General features: G+C 55.3%; 12 protein-coding genes. 2 read left to right on the top strand and 10 right to left on the bottom strand.

Translation table 11 applies throughout. The features are described from left to right. Nucleotides 1-397: 397 nt before the first annotated feature. Entirely contained in the window at nucleotides 398-1,189 is a 792-nt protein-coding gene (locus OHL14_RS01480) for a glycine-rich domain-containing protein (RefSeq protein WP_263377531.1), read from the bottom strand. A 39-nt stretch (nucleotides 1,190-1,228) separates the two neighbouring features. Continuing rightward, entirely contained in the window at nucleotides 1,229-2,350 is a 1,122-nt protein-coding gene (locus OHL14_RS01485; RefSeq protein WP_263377532.1) for an SGNH/GDSL hydrolase family protein, read from the bottom strand. Between the two features lie 1,277 nt (nucleotides 2,351-3,627). On the opposite strand from OHL14_RS01485, the gene OHL14_RS01490 reads away from it, so the two are divergent. Next, nucleotides 3,628-5,808, top strand: a complete 2,181-nt coding sequence (locus OHL14_RS01490; RefSeq protein ID WP_263377533.1) for a hypothetical protein — start codon at nucleotides 3,628-3,630, stop codon at nucleotides 5,806-5,808. Between the two features lie 461 nt (nucleotides 5,809-6,269). Here OHL14_RS01490 and OHL14_RS01495 read toward each other — a convergent pair whose 3' ends face one another. The 6 genes from OHL14_RS01495 to OHL14_RS01520 form a co-directional block, all read right to left on the bottom strand. Continuing rightward, on the bottom strand, nucleotides 6,270-6,716 hold the full coding sequence (locus tag OHL14_RS01495; RefSeq protein ID WP_263377534.1) for a hypothetical protein: 447 nt from the start codon (nucleotides 6,714-6,716) through the stop codon (nucleotides 6,270-6,272). A 1-nt stretch (nucleotide 6,717) separates the two neighbouring features. Further along, nucleotides 6,718-7,032: a hypothetical protein gene (locus OHL14_RS01500; protein WP_263377535.1), complete on the bottom strand. Its 315-nt coding sequence runs from the start codon at nucleotides 7,030-7,032 to the stop codon at nucleotides 6,718-6,720. Between the two features lie 42 nt (nucleotides 7,033-7,074). Beyond that, complete coding sequence (locus tag OHL14_RS01505; protein WP_263377536.1) at nucleotides 7,075-8,652, bottom strand: hypothetical protein; 1,578 nt, start codon at nucleotides 8,650-8,652, stop codon at nucleotides 7,075-7,077. Nucleotides 8,653-9,537: 885 nt separating this feature from the next. Continuing rightward, nucleotides 9,538-12,810: a glycosyl hydrolase gene (locus OHL14_RS01510; protein ID WP_263377537.1), complete on the bottom strand. Its 3,273-nt coding sequence runs from the start codon at nucleotides 12,808-12,810 to the stop codon at nucleotides 9,538-9,540. Nucleotides 12,811-12,837: 27 nt separating this feature from the next. Further along, on the bottom strand, nucleotides 12,838-14,574 hold the full coding sequence (locus tag OHL14_RS01515; protein WP_263377538.1) for a family 78 glycoside hydrolase catalytic domain: 1,737 nt from the start codon (nucleotides 14,572-14,574) through the stop codon (nucleotides 12,838-12,840). A 159-nt stretch (nucleotides 14,575-14,733) separates the two neighbouring features. After that, nucleotides 14,734-18,336, bottom strand: a complete 3,603-nt coding sequence (locus OHL14_RS01520; protein WP_263377539.1) for a TonB-dependent receptor — start codon at nucleotides 18,334-18,336, stop codon at nucleotides 14,734-14,736. A gap of 289 nt (nucleotides 18,337-18,625) precedes the next feature. Between OHL14_RS01520 and OHL14_RS01525 the strand changes: the two genes are divergently transcribed. Further along, nucleotides 18,626-19,951: a hypothetical protein gene (locus tag OHL14_RS01525; protein ID WP_263377540.1), complete on the top strand. Its 1,326-nt coding sequence runs from the start codon at nucleotides 18,626-18,628 to the stop codon at nucleotides 19,949-19,951. Nucleotides 19,952-20,528: 577 nt separating this feature from the next. Here OHL14_RS01525 and OHL14_RS01530 read toward each other — a convergent pair. Together OHL14_RS01530 and OHL14_RS01535 are read right to left on the bottom strand one after the other, a co-directional pair. Beyond that, on the bottom strand, nucleotides 20,529-21,164 hold the full coding sequence (locus tag OHL14_RS01530) for a hypothetical protein (RefSeq protein ID WP_263377541.1): 636 nt from the start codon (nucleotides 21,162-21,164) through the stop codon (nucleotides 20,529-20,531). Then, on the bottom strand, nucleotides 21,098-21,508 hold the full coding sequence (locus OHL14_RS01535; RefSeq protein WP_263377542.1) for an SIP domain-containing protein: 411 nt from the start codon (nucleotides 21,506-21,508) through the stop codon (nucleotides 21,098-21,100). The genes OHL14_RS01530 and OHL14_RS01535 overlap by 67 nt, the downstream gene beginning before the upstream one ends. Nucleotides 21,509-21,518: the final 10 nt, after the last annotated feature.

The raw sequence follows: 21,518 nt of genomic DNA on the forward strand, positions 1-21,518 counted from the left end.
CGAAGTTGACCCGAAGAAACGTGCAGTCGTTCAAGCTCGCGGTAAGGCGAACCGCTCAGCCTCCGGCAAGCCCCTTAAGCTTCTGCATGAGTGGGCCGGTCGGGAAGGATTAGACGTGGCTATTTCAAAGTGATGCCGGATTGGTAACGGGAAGTCGGCGTCTCGTCAGTAAACCTCGTGGAAAACTGGGCGGCACTCCTTCGCTCCGATGGCGAGTTCGCACCGCTGTTCAGCAGCTAATCTTTGGATGGCAGGTTGGGGATGAGAGTCCGACATCGGACTGCCTCAGTCGGGGTCGTGCGCTATCCTCCCAAACAATTTGTGAAACCCGGTTCGGCGCTGGCCTCCCCTTGTGGAGAGGCCAGATATCCGTCTCCCGCTTCACTCCCGGCCGGCTTCAGTTCCAACTGAACACAATCATTCCCTGGCCGCCGTTGGCGCCGCCCGTGCCTCCGGCAGGAATTGGCGGTGCAAAATCGGCGCTGCCGCCACCCCCTCCCCCCGGCATCACACCGGAGGTTGCCGGCGTTTGCTGGAGTTTGGTCCCGGCGTTCTGTGAAAACGCTGTAGGGTTGGCGATAAAGAACTCCGCTCCCCCCGACCCGTGAGTGTGAGCGGCGTGGCCTGCTTCCCCCCCGTCCCCGCCCCTGCCCGAAACGTAGATCGTCCCCGCCGTCGGCGCTGGCGTGGCAGAAAGAATCCTGGCCGACGACCCGAATTGCCCATTCGCGCCGGTCACCGAGTAGGTGCCAAGCGCCAACTGCGCCGTCGTCAACGCATCGAAGGTCCCTGCGTAATTGTCGTTCACCGGCCCGTTGTTTCCCGCGCCACCATGCGCGGCGAACTGGAACAGCGTGTTGTTGTAGCTCACGCTGGTAGACGTCCCGGGCGAGCCCCCCGCGGCGCCCCCCGCTCCGCCCTGCCCGATGGTGTAGTTGATCTGCCGGATCACGCCCGGTGCAGCCGCTGGCATGGGGATCGTCACGCGGAAATAGCCGCCGCCCTGCCCGCCGCCCAGGCGACTGCCCCCACCGCCGCCGCCCCACGCCTCAATCGTCATTTGCGTCACGCCGGCAGGCACCGTCCAGGCGCCCGACACCACAAAGGTCAGATAGTTCGCGTGATCGCCCTGCGCAGACAGCGGCAGCGCGGTCAGGAAAGTAAGAACTGCAATTCGCTTCAGAGTCATATCGATATATCCTCCTGAGTCACTGTCAAACCCGATTCCCTACCTGCTCCAGGCCACCTTCATCTGCGCCAGAATGCCGTCCGCGTAATCTGCCTCGCCCTTTACGTTCGGGTGCGCGGTGGCGTCGATCCGGCACATCTCGCGCCCCTTCCAGTCCTTCGGCCACAGCGGCTTGCAATAGAGCCGGTCGCGCTCCATATACATTTCATCCTCATTCCGGTGAAACCAGAGGAAGCTCGTCGGTAGCTTCCAAAGGTGTGTCCCCCGGGTTCCGTAGGCGTTCTGCGGCAGGTCCGGAATCCCGGCCGCGAGGTAAACCCTGCTCGTCGCGGTCGCCCTTCCCGCAGGAACCGGCGTAACCTCCGGGCAGCTTTGCTCCACGCCCGGCGCAACCGGATCCAGCGGAGGCACGAGCCGGCCGTTTGCCCCCGCCGCCGCCCACTCGAAGCAGCGGTTCGTTTGCCGCAGGAACACGTCGGACAGCTCGCCCCAGTCCCCCAGGCTCTTCGGCTGCGCCAGCAGTGGCGAAACGCCATCCGCCTTGCCGTCTTCTGCAAATTTCGCACGCTCGCGGTTCAGCGCGTCGATCGCCTTCTGCTCTGTAAGTACCTGCCCGGGATCCATCACAGCCGGAAAGTGGCTCGCCGTCGAAATAATCCGGAAGTATGGAAGCAGCACTACAGTCGCGTACGGATACCGCGCTTTGGCGTTCGCCAGCAACTGCGCCACCGGGCCCGAGCACAGGGTATAGACACGCCGTTCAATTTCTTCCCTCGACGTCCAGTTCAGCGGAAAAGGCAAAGCGACTTGTTCCCCGTTGACATCGTTGATGCAGCCGTCCACCAGCACCAGCTCGACGTCCTGACTCCCCATCCCGGCTCCGGTCGACTGCTCCAGCACGTTTGGCCGGCCCGCATTCACATCCGCGACGGGCACGTTGTTTAATAGCGGATAGAAACAGCCTCCACAGCCGCCCGAGAGCAGTGCCCCCGAGTGTGCGTACGTCGTCAGCTCGACCGCGCGTCCGGTGGCGTCCGCCAGCCGGTGTGCGACCAGCGACACGAATTTATGTTCGTTGCGGTCGCCGTTACCCCACACCACGGAATCGCCGAACGCAATAATCTTCAGCGTGCCGGCCGGCGCTGGAGCCAGCGGGTTCACTAGCGAGACAGGAGTTCCGGAGGACGGCGGGAACGGGCCCAAAATACGTGTTTGCAGCACTTGCGCTCTAATCGAGCAGCAAGCGAGCAGGCACAACGCAACCGCGGCCCATGGCGAGACTCTCATCAGCATTGCTCCGTAAGTGGAAAATGCAGGGACCCGGGCCGGACTGTTCCTACGCTCTCACAAAAATCATGCCGTGTATTCAAGAAAAGATGGCAATTTATATTTATTCTTCACGGCAAAATGCGGACGGCAACCCCGCCTCGATCACCATCCGTTCGCCACAAACGAGGTGATGAAATCCCAGCCTGTGCGCGTGCAGAAAATAACCTCCATCGCCTGGCAGCCTGGGAAGATTCTTGAGTGGCCGCCCGATTGATCCGTAGAGAGGATCCCCCACCAATGGATGGCCTATCGATGCAAGGTGAATCCTGATCTGGTGCGGTCGCCAGGAGTATAGATCAACCTCAAACGTGGTCGTGTCGGCGTTGCTTACAAGCAGTTTCGCCCACATCCAAACATTTTCCTTAACATTCTCCGCTCATGAGCGGGGCGAACGGTCTGTTTACGCATAGAGCTAGAGAATGAAGTCGCTGCATTTGTCCCATAGGCCGGGTGTGCGCGTATTGCCGCCACCGGTGCGTCCCGATTCAACATGCCGTGCGAACTTGGCACCTGACCGTAACCTGAACCATTGGTCGAGTAGTGAGAAGTCGCAATAGCGGAAGTTCATATTCCGTGAGTAGGGCATGGGCATCAAGAGTTCCGCATGTCTGGTGATGAGTGCCGCGGCACATTACGATTATTATCGGACACAAAGCTTTTCTTTTGTTACAGTTAGTATAACACGTCCCCGCTCTATGAAAAGATCCCCTGATGTGCTGCTGGAGTGAAGAGCGTTTGGCGATACTCACTTTTCGGCGCGACCATAGGGAGTCATAAAAGAATGATTTGGGCCATCCTGTCCCAACACCTACCTCCCCTTCTGAGGTTGTATGTGCGGGATCGCTCCCGGATAGGATATGTTGGCGAGGCGAGGTCAAAGATTGGGAACGAATTGGATAGGTCTGGCTGCGAACGAACAACCCTGGCAAGACCATAGAAGCAGTCCCTGGTATATCCCGTTGGTATGCGTGCGGGACGATGACAAAACACCCTTTGCGGTCACTCCATGCACATTGATTTCTCTATCTCTTTGCAATCTCGGGTTTTTCTTTGACATTGCGACAAGCATCTTTCCTTCTCTTCTTTATTACATAGATCATGCATACCGTTTGAACCGGTATGCATTTGACCATCGGATGTCGCATTCGTTGCAGATATTGCAGAAGAGTGCCTTTCGCGGCCAAGACTTCGGTGATTTCGCTTCCTACCCGATGAAAGTCATCGTAATTCAAGGAGACGTCGACGAGGAATGCGTGTCCACCTGCGCGCAAATGGTCGTGAAACCGTTGGTCATCTGCGAAGCCGCTTATCAGAGTGCTGTTGAGCAAGCCGGCTGTCTCTGTCTGAACCTGGAAGGTCTTTCCGCGCCAAGCCTCAACGAGGCGATCGGACAACTTGTTAATACGGAGCCTATCAATCTGGAAGAACCGGGGGATTCAAATCCCTTTCTGCTCCCGTATCAGAGCGTGCGCAGCCACCCAGAGCGTCACCATTTTGCCTCTCAACAAGAGCCCTATCCAAGGAGCACTTTTCAAGCGGAAGAACCCAATGACAAGCTACTCAATCAGTTGGTGCGAGCTATACCCTCAGGGAACAAAACGCCTCATCGAGTGGAGGATAGGGTATCGCTGCTGATCTCAACGACCCAAGAGATCTTCAAGTGCAAGCTGCTAGATAGCATGTTGATGGCGGCTGAGAGCGGAAATGCGATGATTCCTGGGGAGCTACAGGAAGACTTGAACGAGCTTCTAAACACCGGTGATCGTGCGGCGCGACAGAGGCTCATGGCTGGAATCGAACCATACTTGCCATCAGCAGATCGAAGTTTAATCCTTTGCGTTCCCTGTCAGAACAAGACGATTCCTCAAGCGTATTTTGGAAAGCAATTTCCCACGAGAGTCATAGATATCCTTTACGCCGCAAAAGATAGAAACTATATCGTCCATTCCGATCCGAGACGTTGGCATGGTGAAGCCGAAACGGCGGCAGCTCTCGCTCTGACCCAGTTTCTTGCAATGGAATCGGAGTTCTTCACGAAGATGACTACTCTTTGGGGACTCGCCGAAAAGCGTCCTGTTATCCGCGTTCCGCAGATCTCTAGTGGTTTCTATGGAAAGTTGCGGGAGATTCGGCGGGTCTTCGACGGAGGAAATATCGTTGCTCTCAATAGAAGGGTGGAGGCGTTCGGCGTAGAGCTCGCCAGCGCTCTGCCGGAAGAGTTTATCGACCTTCTTCGGGACACACCAAGGGAACTCAGGATCATTTCAGACATGCCTCTGGAGTGGATGATGATCGATGGGGTGCCTTTAATGTATCGCTGTCAGGTATCACGGTTCCCCATGACACCGGGAAACTTCCTGTTGACTCATTACCTGCAGACCCAGAACGTCCTAATCCTAGATAAAAATGCAGGCAATCGCGTTCTGATTCTCAACTGCCTGGCGAAAACGGACAAACTGCACATTTACCCGCAGAAGTTGCACGAGGTGCTGCAGGAAACAGGTATCACTCATGAGTACGCGGTGGTTTCCAACCTCGAGGAGTACAAAGCGCAGCTTCGCGAAAAAAAGCCATTCATCTTGTTGCACTGCGGGCATGGATCCTATGACAGCGCCGAAGATCTCGGCTATCTCCATTTCGGCGCAGAGAAAGCAAAGGTCTGGGACCTCACCGATACAGCTATACCTCCTATCGTCATGCTCGGGGCTTGTGACACGGCAGCTCTAGCCGAAACACACAATACACCTTCCAACGCATTCTTGGGGCTCGGTGCACGGGCCGTTCTGGCAACATTCCTCGCTGTTCAAGCAGATCGCACGATTGAACTGTACGTCAGAGTCCTAGCCAACCTGGACGAAGCAATCTCCGGAGAGCTTGGACTGGAAAACTGGGCGCAGGTCGTTTCGAAGACGATCATCCTCAACCGTTATCTTGATTTCCTTCATGCCTTCACTCAAGATCAAATCAGACGCCGTCGGAAAGAGATCGACTCGAGGGTTTTTTTTGAATATCCACTGCGTTGGAAACGAGATGGATTCAAAGATTTTGCGGACGGATACAAACGCTGCCCTCAACTACTGGAAGACTCAATACGCCACTTCGATGCGGAGTGCGCTGATGACTTCCATCGGTTCGTGGCAACGAACAAGGTGCTGATGCACACCATGTTCTATACCCATTTGGGTTCTCCTGAAACAATACACATCGTTGGCGAAGAGGAGCGGAGAGACTCTGAAGGGGACTCAGTAGATTACTGGGAAACCCGAGAGCGAGAGCTCTCGGCATCATAGGTGCTCAAGATACCAGAGTGGATTGTTTCACCGCCTCCTGCTGAGTGAAGAACCACTCTGAAGCGCGGACTACTCCCGATATGTCGGCTTATCGTCAGCAACCGCCCAACACTACTCGCTATTCAGAGGCAGCCCAGGGATCGGCGTGGAACGCACAAGGATCTCAGGGCGGTTGTTCCGTGCATTGGTGTAGCTCCTCATCCTGAGGTCGCGTCCCTGACACGACTGCTCTAATGATTGGGACGGGGCGGTGGTGTCCGATCCGGGATGTGGCAGACGAGGGCGCCATTTACTCCCGGTTCATCCATCATCTTGCTAAGGTTTTTGCGGGTCCACTCGGCCATCAGTTCTCCCCGCGCATCTCTATCTGGTGTTTGATTCATCAGTAGCTTCCTCCGTGAAGCTGCATGGGAGAGTAACATAACCGGTTTCAACCCAAGGCTGAACCCCTTCTCCCAGGCCTAGCGGAAGAACCATTTGCTAAAGGCATGTACGCCCCACAGAGCGCTGAAGCCGAGCGCCCCCAGAAGTAGTGGTCTAGCAACTCTAGCTAAGTCATTCTTGAGGTTAGATGAGAAGGTTGCTGGCCCATGACTCTTTCGGGCAACCGGCAAGTCTCGTTTTTCCGTGCGGCTGCGATGCCAATCGACCAGTGAGTAAAGCGTCGGCCAAAACCCTATATACAGCGCGTTGATAATCGCGCCGAACATACACATCAAAATAAATATGACGAGTACCACGAATATCGTCTCAAGCACTTGTACCCCGGGCCATCTCGTCCTGATGTAGTGCCATGGGTCCACAAAGATCAGCGCGTTCACTGCTACAACAAGCACAAGGCCGAGGCCGAGGTCTCTTCCATCGGTCGAATGCTTCGGTATCGTTGGCTGCTCCTTGCGTCCCCACAACCTAGTTCACCTTGTCCTTCGCCACCTGATGAAACCCCGCCGCCAGTAATTCCTCCGGCTCGACCTCGGTAAGCCAGAACACGAGCATCCGGTCCCGCTGGTCGAAGTTGCTGGCCCGCACCTCATCGGCCTCGGTGATCGTGAGCAAGCCTAGCAGCGACAGCTCGGTGACGCACTCCTCGCGCGAGTTGTACAGGACGCTCCAGCCCTGCGCGGGCTCGATGATGAGGACCATCGCGTGATAGAAGTTGCTGGGGCGTGGCGTGATGATGAGCCGGGCGTCCATGGGGTGATAGTACGCCCGTCTGATCAACACCTCTGCCTGATCGAGGTAGCGGGCGTCCAACGTTGCTGACCCTCACTGAAGTATCTCCGCATACTTTCCGCCATCAAACTCATACAACTTTCGTCCATCCGTTCTAACCAACCCTTGGGCCGCAATCGCAGTCCCGGACTCTTGCACTGCGATGTCGAAGAAGCCTTGATGTATCGACTTCATGAAGCGAACAACCGACTTTGTCTGAGCACAGGGATCGTGTCCCACCTCAGTTTCAGTGTCCGTAGAGCCACAGCTCCCGAGATTGTCCGACTCCGTGGTGAGGGACAATACAGGCCGAAAGTGATCTGAAACAGGTGCGATGAACACCTCATTAGCATTGGTGATGCCTTGGCCTCCATCCTCAAGTGAGATTTCGAAGCCATGGACATCGGACCCATAGAGGACTGCGAGAGCCTTGCCCGCGCTCCCAAAAGCGCCGGTTTGTGCGATGTCATTGTCCACGATCTCAGCTGTCCACCCCCTCTGGGTCTGAGAGAATACGAACGCATCTACCTGAGCACCACACGCATGGCAGTCTTCACCATCGGCAGCAGCAGAAGTCACAAGCAGATGCTTGCGGATGCTCTTTTGCACGTAGGTGCTGTCCAGAATCACGATTGCATGGCCCGGTGATGACTCTCCGGACATGTTCTTAGTGTGAACCACCGATGATTTAGTCGCGGGGTCGTAGTTGCCATAGACGACGCTTAGGGCCTTTGACATCTTGAACTCGCCAGTGATGGCGTTAGGTGCATTTGGAGGACTCGTCAGGTAATGGCGACCGACTACAACACCGACCATGACTCCAGTGATTAGTAAACCGATGCCTGCAGCCTTCCTCATGAATGTGACGCCGCTAACCGGTGACGGCTCTTGCAGAGTTGGATGACCCGCAGGTGACAGTATTTTGGAAACAAGGATGACCGAAGCAAGCATGAGCGTTGCCGTCAGGACATAAAGACCCGCCCCCGGCTTCAGTTGCACAGCGTTCGCGGCGAGTGTTTCGAGTTGTTGAGTCAGACCAGAGAAAGGGTTGTCTGATGGCAGAGTTGCGGTAGCACTTAGTTGCTGGTGTAGCCAAGAATGCATGTCTGAGTTAGCGATGGTCAGATGCAGGGTAGCGGCTAATGCTGCTAGTCCTCCCACCACCGAGAGGACTCGGGTGGCGGCCTGAGATGGCGCAGAGACGCAGCAGATCAGAGCTAGCACTGCGCACCCGAAGGCTAGACCTATCTCGATGGCGACGAGCGAGACATAACGTATGGACGCCGGAATCTCCAAAGATGGGTTTGCAGCTATTGCGGATTTATCCTCGGTATGTTCGAGGTCCATGACCCTGGGTGTCTCCGCATTCCCGTTACCAAAAGACGAGACCGCCTGGTTGATCTCTCGACCTTTGTTCATGAGGTCATACCCACTGAAGTCCTGACTTCCGAGGATAGGAAGTTGGAGGCTTGCCAGCGGCAGAAAGAAAGTGAGAAGTGCGATCAGGAGAAGCGTCCCAACGATCCATCGGTCTGGGGTTCGGGCGTGTTGCAGACGCGCTATTGGCGTCGAATGTGCAGCGTGTGGATCTTGACTAGGCACAGCCCAGCCGCCATCAGGTGTAATGGACACGTTTACCTCATGCAGGCGTAACAAACTCGTTGATGCGCAATTCTACTCCGTAGTCTCAGAATTATCTTGCCGTTGTATCGCTCTGGCGAGAACATGACGTCATCTTTAGCCGGAGGGAGATTCCAAATTCAAGGCGAATGGACATGCTTGATGACGGCGATGAACCTGTATAGATTCGAAAACTACGCTGTGGTCTCTGTAATGGACTCCAGTGGCACAGAGCAATGCCACCTCATAAAGGACGATGAAGCGTGCGCAGAGGAGTGCGGCAGTCCTAACCAAATTATCCGGCTCTTATACGAACGAAAGGTCTCGTTGGACGGAGTCGAGAAGTGGTCAGCAGGACAGCGCGCTATGGCAGCCATTGTTGCCGAACGTCTTCTAGGCGACGGGACCGGGTCTGCCGCTCAATAGCGCCTAGGCGCCAGATTTGTAGTTGCCGAAAACGCGACCTCGCTGGAGCGTTGGTCGCCGGTGACGAGAAGGGCGTTTCTCGGTCCTTATTTCTCCATGATGAGAATCCTCCACACCGTAGCGGCGGTTGATCATGCTTGTTTCTGGATCGACTCGAGGTCGGCAGTGGCGAGACCATGCAACACCTGTTCATAGAACGCAACGGGCGACATAGCGTCTCGGTTCAGAAGGCCGTCTGCTCACAGACAACTTTCATAACGGAACCCATGGATCATTGGCCTGAAGAGGTTTCGCAGACAAGCCGAAAGCAACACGCTGGAACTCGGCATTATCCCCTGGAGAGAAAACGGACGTAATACTTGAGGGCTTTGCTCAAAAAGAGACAGCAGCCCATCGTGCAGAACTCTTGAATGTGACCGTTACACCTGAGTTTCAATTAGTAGTGCACTTAAGATTCGCTATTGAGGTGAATTACTTTCCAGCCTGCACGCGAAGCACCTGCACCGGGCCAATAAGTCCAGACGGAAACAGCGTCGAGTTGGCATTATATGGCGTGAAGTCAGTGTAGGTGTACTTAGTTGCGTTCGGCTGCTGATCGCCGATCAGCCGATTGACCCAAGAGTTAATGACCGTTATCGTGATCGAATTTGATCCAGGTTTTAGACTGGAGGTGACGTCGAATCGATAGGGGTTGTGCCAACCAACGCCGAGTTCCTCGCCATTGACAGTGAGTGTGGCTAGGTTTTTGACCTCTCCAAGATCCATGAAGATGTGTGAGCGTTTCGAGAACCAGCCTTTTGGAGCTTGAATTGCTTTAGAGTACGTGGCGGCTCCGGAGAAATACTTCACTCCGTTCACTGAACTCGTCGACCAAGAGGTGAGTTGAGCCAGCATAATCGACGTGGGGGCTCCTCTGTGTGGCTGGAAGTTCAACTTCCATGGACCTTCCAAGTTCGCCAACTTCGTTTGAACAGTGGAGGGTGCAGTGAAGGATTTTGCCGCCACTCGATGACGAAATACTAAGAAGACAGATTCCCACGCGCTAAGGCGCATTGGCACTGCCGTCTCGCCGTCGACCATACGGTAGGAAAGAGCTTCGGTAGAACCGCTCTCCGCGCGCCAGAGCTCAGGCTTTCGACCTGTAACGCGAAATCTAGCCTCGAAGCGTTCATCGTGATCGCTCCGATTGTCGACGAAATAAATATCTGCGTTAGACGAGGTGCGGTGTATGAATTCAATGCGAGAGTCCGACCGCGACTTCGTATAGGTAAAGTCCGGCACCGCGTGCAAGGCTTCCAGCGCAGACGAGGCATCGGAGCCTGCATAAACTTTACCCTTACCCACAGTGTGAACTCCGCGTCCATCACCAAAGAGGTCCGTGAGCAGGCGAGTGAATTCTGTTGAGCTATCAGCAAGGCTGGGGGTATCCACAGGCTTCGGTCCGGCCAGAATGGCGCCATCGCTGACGAGCGAGTAGATCGAGCGAAGAACAGGCAATGACATGTGACGCGTATAGGGGTCCAGAACGAGCAACCTGTATCGCATACCGGATCGCGTGGTGATTTGCCCAGCTGTCACGCTGACATCGTGGACTAATCCATCGGCATCGATGTAATCAAATCCGTATTCGGATGGAACGTTTGGAGCCCTATCGCGGAAGATAGCTGTGATGTTGGAATCCTCGCCATAGAAATAGAGGACGTCTGCTGCAAATCTTCCTTGCTGCAGCATGAAGGAGTTCCGCGCTAGATAGTCGATCCAGGGTCGCGCCTGCTCTGCCCACGTCTCGTTGCGGTTGAACCATTGACCGTAGATCCCTAGAGTGAGACCGGGGATTTTATCTGCGACCGGCTGGTGAGTAGACTCATGAATCACGATCCTGTTGATCCCGTTTAGAAACTCCTGGTCCACTGTAGGCTTGAGGGTTTCAGGGGAGTACGCCCAGGCTTCTACCTTCGCAGTCATCGACTCAGCAGCAGCGATATTCTGCCCGTATATGTGTGCAACCGATGCCGATTCGCGATCGTCCGCGTTATAACGGAAGGATTCAGTGTGGACTCCGATGGGCTGCGTCCACATAGCGCCCATGGGAACATCGGCTCGCTTCTTCACCTCCATGCCGTCGCCGATGAAGGCGCGATCTCCTTCGTGCGATTCGCCATAGTGCTGCAGATTGCGCTCTTTCAGCGACGCATGGATCTGGCCGTAGTGTTCGTCTGCGGTTAGATCAGCAATCGTCTTTCTAAAATCCCACAGGAACCGATCGCTCGCGCTCGCACTCTCCACGACGTGCCCAGCCAGGACCGGCAACCAAGGAGTCGGATCGTATCCACGAAGTTTCTGGAACTGGGTGAGCATATCGTCTGTCCAGTTTTGAGTGCCTGCCTCCCAACTGTCTGTAATCACTGCGCGAATGCCACGGCTTCCCATCTCTTGCGCGCCAACAGTATCGCGATAGCTGTTGAGATAGTTGTCCAGATAGTTCTTCACATAACGGTGATCGAGCTTATCCACTTCAAGGCCGGTGGCCTCGGCTGTTGCTGGATGGTTCGTCGTCCCAATGAGAGAGTAGCCGATGCGAAGGATAGTCCACTTGCCGGGTGGTGGTGACCAATCGAGTGTGCCATCTTCATGGAAGCGGGAAGTGAGATCGATGACTACTGATTTGGACACAGTACTGCTTAGGTCCACTGAAGGAGTGGCAAAGCTATAGAGATCAAGCATCTGCTGAAACGCCGCTTTTTCTTCGAAGTGATGCACGCGCGCGTCTGTATGCAATCGAAATTCGTTGATCTGGACATCTTCATGCGCTCGTCCGCGCTGATCAAAAGAGAGCCGGAAGAACCTTGCTGTGGTGGGTGCAAACGTGAGCGTCTGCTCTACCGCTCCACCCGCTGGAATAGGAGTGACGAGGCGATAGCTCAAACCATCGTCGCTGGCCTCGAGTGCCGCACCTGTTGGAGCGCCTCGTGCCTCTCTACCGACTGACAAGGTGATGGAACGGATTGTGATCGGAGCGGGATACTCCGCCTGCAGCCATGGCCCGTCATCTTTATCTCCGCTTTGGATCATGACGAAGGTAGCCGCATTGTCATCAGCGAGAAGATCTGGCGTCGCTATCCGGCCTCGGCCGGTCGACATCGTGGGCATCACGAAAGCGGCTTCGTCGATAGGTCTTTTGAATGCGACGACTTTCGCGTCTGCGTAGAGTGCGGGTTCCGTTATGTGAGGGTCGAAGGCAGGCGTGTTTTGGAATTTGCCCGTAATGGTTGGGGGGTGGATTAGCTTGCCGGTGTACGGCTTCCCTCCCTCGATCGAAGTCTCGCTCCACACATACTTCTTCATTGCCTCACTGGGAGGCACCCAAGGTCCACCTGTCTCGCTCCAACCTGGGCTCCCAGCGATCCCGAGTTCCATGCCGAAGCGATCGGTCAGACTTACCGCGTATCGAAAGTCGTCCTTCCATTCCGGAGTCATGTACTCGATGCGATGATCGACGATCTTCGGAGTTGCCAGTGCAGCATCAAAGACTTGCACACCACCCAAACCGATTCGATGCATCCACTCCAGGTCAGCGCGAATTCCTTCCTTTGAGATGTTGCCGTTCATCCAGTGCCACCAGACAAAGGGGCGCGCTTCAGGTGGTGGGTTCAAGAAGCCGTCGCGCAGCGGATCAGGCGGTGTTACTGCCGCCTGCTGAGCGAAAGCAGTGGCATTCAAGAGAGCAATCAGCAGCATCCTCATGGGCTCCGCCTTCCAATTCTTTCGGGACTAGCGCACTTCAAGGTCAACCTTGCCAGTCACATCTTGATCGAGGATCCACCAGTCTCCTTCATGGTGCGCCGGAACAACCTGATCACCCTTATAGACGCCGAGGGAGCCTTGTAGCATCGGGAGTTTGACTCTTGCTTTCAGTCCCAACGGAAGCTCCGCGGAGAGACTGAATGCGGAAGCACACTTCCATGCAACATGGATCGGACCTCTCGGAGTGGGCACCACACCTTCAGCAAACTTGAGGTCTCCCGTATGGGGAGCGATCTCGGCTTCTTCCCATCCAGGCTTGATTCGTTGTACACCAAGAACAAATCGAGGAAGCAGATTGGCAGGAGCTGCACCCCATGCGTGGTTCCAGTCCTGATTCGGCTTATAGCGCTGGTCCCACGCCTCCCAGGTGATTGTCGTTCCACTCTCCACCATATGTCTCCAGCTGCGATCGCCTGGTGCGATCATCTCGTCGAGAGCTGCCTGTGCTTGTCCGTTTTCGAAGAGTCCTTCCATCAAGAACTGCGCAGCATAGGGTGAGCCTCTCATGCCGCTTTGTGCAAGCCATTTCGCTATATGGGGGCGCTTCGCTGGCGGGACTAGCCCGAAGTCGAGTGGAAAGAGATTTGCGTGAAGTGCGCTGTGGCTCGTACCGATGCCATCGTGGTACAACCCAGTCTGATCGTCGAATAAGGTTTTCTGGAATGCGGCTAGCGACTCAATTTGCTGTTGAGATAGCTCTCGTGCGTCATCCTGCTTGTTCAGCGCGAGTGCTAGCTGGCGCATCTCGTCCATCGCCCGCAAGTGGAACGCATTGACCACTGTGTTCACGGAGGTGAACACATAACCGTCGCGTTCCCCGATTGGCCAGTCGACGATATCACCGTGCGCAATCTCCGCCGCAGTGCTGTGAACCAGTCCATCGGAACCAACGCGCTCCGTCAGCAACTTGGTCTTGAGCAAATCGTAGTTCTGAGCCAGCCACGCTCTGTCGGAGGTCTGCATCCAGTCGGCGTAGGCGATGAAGATCATTTGCGGAGCCCACTCCGTCGGCCAGGTTGGATACTGAATTAGTCTCTTGAATGTATCCCGCTCCATCTGCGAGCTTGGGTCGCCGGCGTAGTAGTCCAGCTGATTTTGATACGCATCCGCTTCATACGCCAGACGCTCGCGATCCCCGTCGACAAAGATGCCTGCGAAGGTTGTCGCTTTGATGGAATAGTGACTCAGATCCCAGACTCGATCCAGCATAGGGTTTGACGAGTGAAAGCTAGCGGCACTGTCATCCCAGGTACTGTCGAAGGAAGCTCGCCGCAGGACCTGATTCGTAGTCAACTCGCCGATCCATCCAGAAAGCTCGACCCAACGGAACGGCGTGAGTACTCCCATGGAGACTGGCGTTTGTACCGCGGGTGACTTTGTGTTGCGCGGATCGGGCCGCGGCGCAACGATCATCGCTTGTCCGTTCAAGACGAGCTTCACCTCGGAATATCGGACCGTGCCTGGAGGTGTACGGTCCACGCGCCCGTCCCGTATTGACTCACCAAATCGAACGGTAATTTGTTCTTTGTCTGTCGGCGTTGGAGTCAGAAGTAAGTTGCCAAATGCCACGCGCCCAAAGTCCAGAAGGTAATCGCCGTCGGACAGCTTCACAATGGAGACTGGTTTCTGTTCGTAGAAAGCGACTGGGGCTGCTCCCGCTATCTTCGTAAAGATGATGCCGACTAAGGGAAGAATCCCAGTCACGAGCTTCCTAGCTAACGCTCTGCGTCGCGCGAGGCACTGTCTAGCTTGATGGATCATATAAATTCTTTAGCACCCCGACGGTATAGCCTGCCATCTCACTTTACCTTCTACGGCGCACTCAGCCCCGCATGGGCTGCAGCGTGGCTGAGTGCAGATCCGTTAGAAGTTGAACCGAGCAGTCAGTTGTCCGATACGGGCATCATTCGCCTGGGTCGGAAGAGTTGTGCCTACCTTGACGGCGCCGTAGTTGGAAGCGCCGATGCTGGTTCCCGGTCCACCAAATTGTGGACGGTTGAGGACGTTGAAGAAGTCACCACGAATCTCGAAGCTCATGCTTTGGTGGAAGATAAACTTCTTGAAGACGTTCGCATCCATCGTGGGCCACAGCGTGGCGCGTGAGTCGATGTACTGCGGATTGGTGACATAGGTGTAGGAGTAGCGCTGGCGATATGCGGGATTGGTTGCTGGAGAGGTATTGTCACAACCAGCTGAAGAACTCGACGTTGCGACCGTCTGCCCCGCGTAGTTCTCATAGCAGGTGTTGAACTCTCGAGCCCAGTTGTGCGGTGCGAGTACTGGATTGCCGATTTGATAGACGTTGCCGGGTTCAGAGATGAGGCCACCGTTCTGCGCACGGAGGACAGTACTCACCTGCCATCCACCCAAAACGAGCCGTTCGGCATAGTTCAGCTTCTCGAACCTTGGCAGCTCGAGTGTACCGAAGAGGTTGCCGTTCAGGGATGCCCCCGGGTCAGTGAGGCGTGCCAAAGTCGATCCCGGTCCGAAGTTATTCAGATAGGTCGTCTGGTTGATTAGCTTGTCCCAGGTGAAGTTGCCCTGAAAGGAAACGTGATGTTTCATCGGCTTCGATACCTGAATCTGCAGGGCGTCGTAGCGTTGTCTTCCAAGAGACGAACCGAGCTCTGTAACGCCGCTGAATTCGGGATAGGGTACCAACAGTAGAGCTCGCGAGATCGTCGCCGCATTGAGTGTGTTGTTCGTTGGAACTTTGCCCGCCATCGGATTCGCTACAGCGCTGTTGAGGTACGTTTGGTTCGCGAGCGCTCCAGCGCCGTCAGTACCCGTGTAGTAGTACTGTTGCGGAAGGGCATCAAGGTTCTGCGAAACTTCCAGCTGGCGCGCACGCTGCCCGACATACGCGATCTGTACGGAAAGATTGCCGAGGAACTGCTGCTGCAGGTTGGCTGTATATTGCATGCTGCTTGGCTGAACGTGGTTGGGGTCGTAGAAACTTACGCTTGTACCGATGCCGGTAGCGAGTCCGGCGTTCGAACCAGTGGGCAGCAGGACGCCGTTCGGAAAGGGATTACTGGCGCTAGCCTGCGGCAAGGGAGAGCTGGTCGACGTTCCGTTGCTGGTTGTCGTTTGATTGAAACCGGCGCTGGTCGGGCTCTCCAGGGTATTAAAGTAGATGATGCCGTAGCCGCCGCGGACTACAGTAGTCGGCGTGACTTGGTAAGAGAAGCCCACTCGCGGCTGCCAGTTATTCAGATCCTTCTTATAGGGATAGGGATTGCTGCTCGAGGTATACAGCAGGCCGCCGTTTAGGGTCAGACTCGGAACGCTGCTTTGCAGAGGACTGGCGCAGGTAAGACAGAAACCCGCAACCTGCTTGTTGTAGCGTTCGCTGAACGGCGATTCATAATCCCAGCGGACGCCCAGGTTGACAGTGAGCTTGTCCGTCACACGCCAATCGTCCTGTGCGAACGGGGCGATATAGATCTGCTTGAGCGCGTAGGCGGGAGTGATGTTGTAGCCGACAGTGTTGAACGTACCAAGGAGCAGGCCAGCCATATCATCTCCAGAGTTTGCATCCGAGTTGATGTAGTTTTGCTGCGTAGAGGTCCGGTTCAGTGTGTAGCCGGTGAAGCCGCTCTGCGGGTTTTGCACGTTGTAGTGGATCAGATTGCCTTCGAATCCGAACCGGACCGAGTGGCGGCCCCAGGTCTTGGTAAGCGTCTCTTCCAGCGAGCCGGTGAGATTTGTGCTGACCTGCCCGCTCGCTCCTGGCGCCAGGCCAGAGTAGTTGTCCGTCGTTGTCGTGATACCTGGGAAGGAAAGATAGGGCATGTTGACGGTATTGATGCCCAGCCCCCCAAGGTTGAAGTTGGAGTTGCCTGGGTACGTCAAGCCGAAGGGGTGCCAGATGACGCCTAATCGGGAGTCAAGCACCATCGTTGAGCTGAACTGGTGAACGTCATCCAGACTGCCGCCACGGTTGTTGCGATACACGGAGTATCCGTAACCGCCGAGCGATGCACCGCTCGCGCTTGCCGAGAGATAGGGAGGAATGCCATTGGTGTAACCCTGGAAAGGATAGGATTGCGTGAGTCCACTGCGGAACAAAGTGATGTTCAATTTGTTCCTCGATCCGATTGCCTGGTCGAAGCGACCGATGATCGAGGGATAGCTGGAACGGTACGATGTCTGATTCGACGTGTAGTTCGTGATCGCAGTCGCACCTGCGCCAGCGATATTGGGCTGCGGATAGTAGTTCATCAGTGCAGCTCCCGTCGCGTTGATGCGCGCAGTGGGAATCTGATTGTTGGCGAAGTAAGCAGTACGAACGTTGCCGACCACCGGTGAGTTTGGATCGTAGATCTGGATGCCGTTGGTGCAGAGTCCTTGTGGGTTGAAGACCGAGCACAGGCCCGAGAAGTCGCCCATACGTTCTGCCGCCGTAGGTACCCGCGAGCTGAAGTTGAGAGCAGTATGAGTCTGGTAGAACTCGTAGGAGAGCATGAAGAAGCTCTTATTCTGGCCGTTGTAGAGTTTCGGAATCCAAACAGGGCCATCCACTACAAATCCTGTCTGGGCCACCTGATTGTTGTTGCGGTGGGTTGGTGCAGTTGGGTTGAGCGCACCGTTCTGGTTAGGCACGCGCTCGTAGTTGTTGGCATCCAGATAGGTATTCTGGAAGATATAGTAAGCCGCACCATGTAGCTGATTGGTGCCACCGCGTACAACGGTGTTGGTGACGGTTCCGTTACCGTGACCCACCTGGGCGTCGAAGATCGACGTCTGGACCTTGACCTCCTGGACAGCTTCAGGTGAAGGCACGAATCCAGTGTAGCTAGCGCCTGAGAACCGCTCCGCCGGATCATCGGGAATGCCGTTAAGCGTGAGCCGGTTATGGCCGCCATTACCGAGTGATGATATCTGCACGGCAACACCCGAATAAGGGTTGGTGTATTGGCTGGCTTTTACCTGAAAGTATTCGTTCGTCGAAATGCCTGCCGCCAACGTGGCCATCACGAAGGGATTTCGCCCGACATTGGGCAAGTCAGTCACTTCTTGCTGGCCGAGGGTTGTGGCGATGTTAGCTGAGCCTGTATCGATGAGAACGTTGGAATCGGCGCTGACTTCAACGCTTTCAGTACCTCCGCCGGCATTCAGGGTGATGTTCACTACCTGGAGTTCACCAGCCGTGAGAACGATGCCCATCCGTGATTCCACCTTGAAGGTGGGCGCGGTGGCTGTCACGGTGTAGGTGGACGGGTTTAGATTTTGAAGCACAAAAGCTCCATCAGCACTCGAGGAGACTGTTGTCTTGAAGTGAGTGGTGACGTCCTCAGCGGTCACGTGAACCCCCGGGATCTTTGCGCCGCTCGGATCGGAGATTTCACCTTGAATGCTGCCAAGATATTTTTGTGCCGTAGCGCGGGGCGTGAGGGCGGTCAGTGCCGCCGCAGTCGTGAATAGGAGTACGGCCGCTTTCCAGGCTCGTGGAACTAAGTTCATTTTGCGCCTCCAGTGGCGTTGGATCTGCTTCGGCCTGCCAAAGAGTCTGGTTTGGGACCCGGTTTCGGCGTGATAGTGAAGCGGGGCCATCCTCCTAGCTGCACATAACGATCGCCAAGTTAATTCACCGGAAGAAAACCGCTAGGCTTAACTGTTAAGGGGGATTAGGTCTTTTACTTGCAGCTAGTTAGTGCTTTGCGCATGGTCAAATGATTCGCGCTAAGCTCTCAGAGTTCATGACTTCTGCATGCCTTGCTTCGGCAGTGGTAGACTGTCGAACTGATCTGCAATGGCGTTAGAATCACTCACCCCCGAAGCTTCTGAAGTCATGACGTCGGTTCAGAAGGACGACCTGATCGCGCGTGTTGCTGCATCTGCAACCTTCCGCCGCGCTCTCCGGCTGCGCGAGTTTCTTCTCTATGTGGGTAAGGCTTCGATTCGGGATGGAGTATTGGAGCTTCGCGAGCAGGATATTGGCGTCAAGGTATTTGGTCGGTCACCGGACTACGATCGTAGTGCTGACAACATCGTGCGCGTAAACGCGACAGAACTGCGGAAGCGCATTGATCTCTACTTCACCGGAGAAGGCTCGGGCGAACCTTTTGTTTTTCAGATTCCGCGCGGCGCTTATAAGTTGGTCTTCAGCCGACGGCTCCTAAGGGAGCCAGCGCTTCCAACTGGAAATCAAATCGAACCGGAGGCCGTGCCGTCTCCAGTTCTCATTGCAGAGCCTGCGGCTTCCCCGGCGACCCGTGGCTGGATGTGGCTTTCGGTTGCTCTCGGTTTGCTTTCCTTGATCTTGGCCGTTGCGCTCATCCGTGTTCACCAGAGCTCGGTAATGGATGCAGATCGGCGGCCCGCCGTCATGCAATTCTGGCGGTCCTTCACGCGGGACAAGGAGCCTGGAACGCAGACTGACCTCGTTCTCTCCGATGAAAGCTTGAGCTTGATGCAGGATATCCTGCGGCGGCCTATTAGCTTGTCAGAATATGTGGACCGCAGGTACGCTGACACCATCGATGCCTCTGCGGTGAGCGAAGAGCGCAAGGCAGATGTTCGTGAACTCCTAGGCCATAATCTGGTCACCTTGGGGGAAGTTTTAGCGGCACGCCAGATCATAGTGCTTCCCGGACTTGCTCAGCACTTCCACGTCACGGTGCCCCGACTGTATCCGCCGGATCTCATGAAGCGCAATAATCTGTTGATTATTGGAGGAAAGAAGTCCAACCCCTGGGCTGGGTTCTTCGAAGATCAACTGAATTTCACCTTGGAATACAATCCGAAGACCGGCCAAAACTTCGTCCTCAACCGCCATCCGGCCAATGGTGAGGCAGCCAACTACTACGCAGACGGTAGTTCTGTCCTTCCAGGCGGGATCGCCGTTTTGTCCTACATCCCCAATCCGACGAATACGGGGGAAGTCCTGCTGCTTACGGGAAGTGATTCTGACGCTACCGCGGCCGCTGCGGAGTTCATCACATCAGAGAGTTCTATTCAGAATTTCCTAAAACGAATCGGACGTACGCAGCTCCCTCACTTCGAGTTGGTTCTTCGCACAACTCGATTGAATGGAACATCGTTCTCTTCGGAGATTGTCGCAGACCGAGTACGCTGAGACTATCTTTGCGGTTTTGATAGCGCATCGCTCTATGCAAGCTTCGCCACGGACATGGACAAACACGTAGTTACTGCGCATGATCGACAGCTCTAACATGGGTCTGAAGGAGATCGCTGATGGATGCGGGTCGCAGACCGCCGATGCGATGCGGCGCAGGTTCTTACGCGTCCTCTGGATCACACCTCGTTAATATCTGCAGCGGTTCAAGAGGGGAAGTGAGCCTTTGGAAGTTGTCGATGGTGTGGCACCCGAGAAAATTGAGAACAACAAGACCCCGATGATCAGTACAGATCGATTGGCATCTGTTTCCTGCCGCTCAACGAGCCAGAACAGGCCGATACGCGTTTCCAGCCGGAAGCGGCTCGAACGGATACTCGGCGATGATTCACTTGTTATGAATCATCCCTAACGGGATGCGAATCAAGAGATGCCCTTGTAAAGCGCTTCCCCCCGTGAGATGGACACTACGGATTCCGCTCCTCCAGCATCTGGATTCCACGCTTGATCATGCAGGCGCATCTCCAGCGCGCACCTCTTTTATCCGGCTTGCCTATTTCGTTGCACCTCGTCATCGTCATAGGAATTCCGACCACTTCAACGTTCGGTTAGTGCCATTGCGCTCGGTTGTAATCTTCGGTGGCGGCAGCCGCACAGGCCCAACCCCTTTCTTATTAGGTGGCGGGAAGCGAATTAGGTGGAAGATGATCTCCTGAGGTGACTCGCTTATTTCCGGTGATTGCTCCTTCAGCCTTGTGTAGAACGCGTGAAGCAGATTGAGGCGATTCAACTTTCTTGCGTATTGTTTGTGGTCGTCAGGGCTGTAGGCTTTCGCTTCTAGCAAAATAAGATGGGACGTTCTTTCTTCACGATCGTACGCAACTATAACCAGATCAACGTCCTGTTGGTTCCCCATGACGAGCCAAACTTCCGTTGCACCGTCGTTGGTCATGGGCATATTGCATTGGACCGGCTCACCCCCTACAAAGTCCAACAGCGCCCCGGCCAGCCAGTCGAAATGAAAGTCCGTAGCCCACCAAGCATCATATAGAGACTCCCTGCGAATATCAGCATGTTCGGCCAGCCAAGCACAAAAGTTTTCCCCTAAACTGGGAGATTTCTCGTAACAGTCGAGGATGTGGCGAATCAGGAGGTTGCGCTCTTTCCGATTGAACCTCTCAAGTGTGTCCACGAGCGTTTTCTTATCTTCCATGGATCAGAGCTTAAATCATGGATCAGACCACCGATCGCCCGGTCTTCGTCGGACACCTTGACTGAAAACGCCCATGCCGAGCCGGGGCCTTTGCCGTGCAGATGAATGCCAAGACTGATGCGCGACGTATCACCTTCCACTGCCAAGGGTGTATAGCAACGTTGCTTTCCATCTGCGGTGATACTGATCTTATCGCCCGGCAAGACTGCGGTTTTGAAAGGTGTATCGCACACAAGTTCAATGACACGAAAATGCTGCGACACCTGCTCCACCTTCACTACGGTCGCCTGGGTCACGGGCCTCTTGGTGACATATTTCTTCAGTATCGTCAGAACGGTCGACATAATCTGCTCC

It is taken from the genome of Granulicella paludicola, assembly GCF_025685545.1.
Lineage (GTDB): Bacteria > Acidobacteriota > Terriglobia > Terriglobales > Acidobacteriaceae > Granulicella > Granulicella paludicola.

Excerpts from the sequence above, each read along its gene's own strand:
- OHL14_RS01480 (WP_263377531.1), bottom strand. The coding sequence starts at position 1,189 with ATGACTCTGAAGCGAATTGCAGTTCTTACTTTCCTGACCGCGCTGCCG.
- OHL14_RS01510 (WP_263377537.1), bottom strand. The coding sequence starts at position 12,810 with ATGAGGATGCTGCTGATTGCTCTCTTGAATGCCACTGCTTTCGCTCAG.
- OHL14_RS01520 (WP_263377539.1), bottom strand. The coding sequence starts at position 18,336 with ATGAACTTAGTTCCACGAGCCTGGAAAGCGGCCGTACTCCTATTCACG.
- OHL14_RS01525 (WP_263377540.1), top strand. The coding sequence starts at position 18,626 with ATGGCGTTAGAATCACTCACCCCCGAAGCTTCTGAAGTCATGACGTCG.
- OHL14_RS01530 (WP_263377541.1), bottom strand. The coding sequence starts at position 21,164 with ATGGAAGATAAGAAAACGCTCGTGGACACACTTGAGAGGTTCAATCGG.
- OHL14_RS01535 (WP_263377542.1), bottom strand. The coding sequence starts at position 21,508 with ATGTCGACCGTTCTGACGATACTGAAGAAATATGTCACCAAGAGGCCC.